2 protein-coding genes and 1 pseudogene are annotated in these 2,223 nt (G+C 63.6%); 1 reads left to right on the top strand and 2 read right to left on the bottom strand.

All coding sequences use genetic code 11. The annotated features are described in order from the left end of the window. Window positions 1-71: 71 nt before the first annotated feature. Window positions 72-744, bottom strand: a pseudogene (locus tag AC5JJ6_RS10625) (transposase); the annotation flags it as partial. An 82-nt stretch (window positions 745-826) separates the two neighbouring features. Further along, on the bottom strand, window positions 827-1,003 hold the full coding sequence (locus AC5JJ6_RS10620) for a DUF2934 domain-containing protein (RefSeq protein WP_496042008.1): 177 nt from the start codon (window positions 1,001-1,003) through the stop codon (window positions 827-829). Between the two features lie 213 nt (window positions 1,004-1,216). Here AC5JJ6_RS10620 and AC5JJ6_RS10615 point away from each other — a divergent pair, with 213 nt between their 5' ends. Next, window positions 1,217-2,191: a hypothetical protein gene (locus AC5JJ6_RS10615; protein WP_496042007.1), complete on the top strand. Its 975-nt coding sequence runs from the start codon at window positions 1,217-1,219 to the stop codon at window positions 2,189-2,191. The last annotated feature ends 32 nt before the right edge of the window (window positions 2,192-2,223 follow it).

Genomic DNA, 2,223 nt, shown 5'->3' with positions numbered 1-2,223 from the left:
CGCACCACAAAATCCCGGGACCAAACAGCTAGACCAGATGTCCGCCTGAGATAGGAGCGCCCCGTCCAGAGGCCGATGACGGTGCCGTTGAGCACGTTCAGCGCGGCGAACAAGGTCGTGGTGCCGTGGCGCTTGTAGTCGTGCGTCATGGTGCCTGCACGAGCACGTTTCAGCGGCAGCCCTGGTTGGGTGCGGCTGAGCGCCTGGATCTGGCTCTTCGTGTCTACCGCCGGCACCAGCGCCCGGTCGGCCGGGTTCATGGCCAATCTGACGATGTTGATCATCTTCGGCAAAAGCCGGGTCGTTGGATAGCTTGAAGCGACGTACCAGGTGCGGCTTCAGCCTGTGTGCCTGGCAGATATTCTGCACCGAACTCACCGCAATGCCGACCGCCCGGGTCATCACTCGCGCCGTCCAGTGGGTCGGAGCAGGCGGCCTCTCCGTCGTAGCCTTGGTGACCACCTGCTGCACCACCGAAGCCGCCAGGGGCTTGCGGCCGGACGGACGCGTCTTGTCACGCCACAGGCCGTCCACCCCCGCAGCCGTAATCCGGGCTTGTCAGCGCCAGACTATAAACTTCGACCGTCTAGTCCGGCGCATGATCTCCATGGTGCCGACGCCTTCACTGAGCAACACAATCTGGGCTGGCCAAGCGTGCTTCCGCGGTGTGTTCCGATCCGCTACCAGCCGCTCCAGCCCTGCCCGATCCTCAGGCGAAAGCTGGATCTCCACTCCGGTCCTCATCAGGACCCAATCGCGTACCCCACCCTACCAGGGAATCCTCCGTCCCGGTCAGAACACCAAAGACGAACACAGCAACGTCGGCTCAGAGCGGTGGATCGGCCACCATATCCGGTGCCCTGGGCTCATCCTCCGACTCAATAATGCGGCGCGCCCGCGCCCAATATTCATCGGCTCGACCCTCAGGGCGGCCGTCCTCTTCCCACAGTGTATAAGCCCGCTCTCTGATGCGGGTTTCCCGATCCTCATTGGTGTCGGACATCATCATTTCCTCCTTTACGAGCGAACGCGGTGGGGAGTGGTCACTGCCCATCGGCCACGATGCAAGCCCCTTGCCCGGGTCGAGCATTGGCTGCCCCGTAACCTAGCGCGTCGGGGGCTGGACTAGTGGGGTAATCGTAGGTGAGAGGCCACGGCTAAGTTCGAATCCGCAATCATCCAAACAGCAATTACTGTTGGACGCCTGACCGTTGGCTTGCCTCCGGACGGAGTCGAAAGTGCGCGCCCCGGCGCACCTGGATGCACGCTGGCCGCCGCTGCCGCACTGGAAACGGCTAAGCGCACCAAGGGCGCGCTCAAAGCAGCAACCGCAACTCTGGACAGCGCTCGTTCCGAATGGGAAGCCGTGCGGGATGTCGCATCGCTGATTGGCGCGCGGCTGGATGGTCCGACGCAGGCGGCGGTGCTTCGATCAGCTCGTGCGCTCGCTGTGGCCCGGTCCGCGCAGGCGCGCGCCAACGCGGTTCATTTGGACACCCTGGAAAACGTGACCGAGACCCGCACGGTAGCTTGGCCGCCTGGCGGCAACACGACAACCGGATCCCTGCCAAGCCTAGGGTCAGCAACGTTGCGGGCTTGGGTCACCGGCGGGTACGACCTTGGCCAAGCGGAAGTGGCAATGAACATCGAGCGCTCTCCCCCTCGAGAGCAAAGCGCCGGTGCGGCATCCATCGGTGGGAGTTCGGCAAGCATAGCTGGCGAATCTGCAACGCTTGGTCTCCGCTACCGTACGCCCATGAACGGCATGCTGATTGCACGCAGCCCATCCTTCACCGAACCCAAGCTGCTTGCCGCAGGCCCGGTGCCACAGCTAGGCCAGATGATGGTGCTCCCGTTCTGGAACGGCTCGTTCCAGCAGAATGCCCTAGGCGCCACCTTTGCGGAGGACGGGCGGCTGTTGACAGCCAGCTATGGCGACTCAGCCAATCGGGCGGAACGTCTGAGCGAAACCGCCGCGAAATTGGCTCAAATGGCACCCCAAGCAGCAGCGGAGATCGCAGCGGCTCGTAACTTCGCGGTCGAGCGCGAGACTGCCCGGGTTCGTGCGCGGCGTGATTTGTACCAGCCTTTGAGGGACGAGCGCACTGCACAGGCCGCCCTTGCTCCCTCGCCTGAGGACCCGAGTGAGCGGAGGAGGAAGCTCTTCGCTACCGAGTCAGCTGTGAAATAGGCTGAAGGTGGCGATCTTCTGCGGATTTCTGG

It is taken from the genome of Skermanella sp. (genome assembly GCF_059503625.1).
This window is presented reverse-complemented; position numbering and strand designations above follow the sequence as displayed.

Excerpts from the sequence above, each read along its gene's own strand:
- AC5JJ6_RS10620 (WP_496042008.1), bottom strand. The coding sequence starts at position 1,003 with ATGTCCGACACCAATGAGGATCGGGAAACCCGCATCAGAGAGCGGGCT.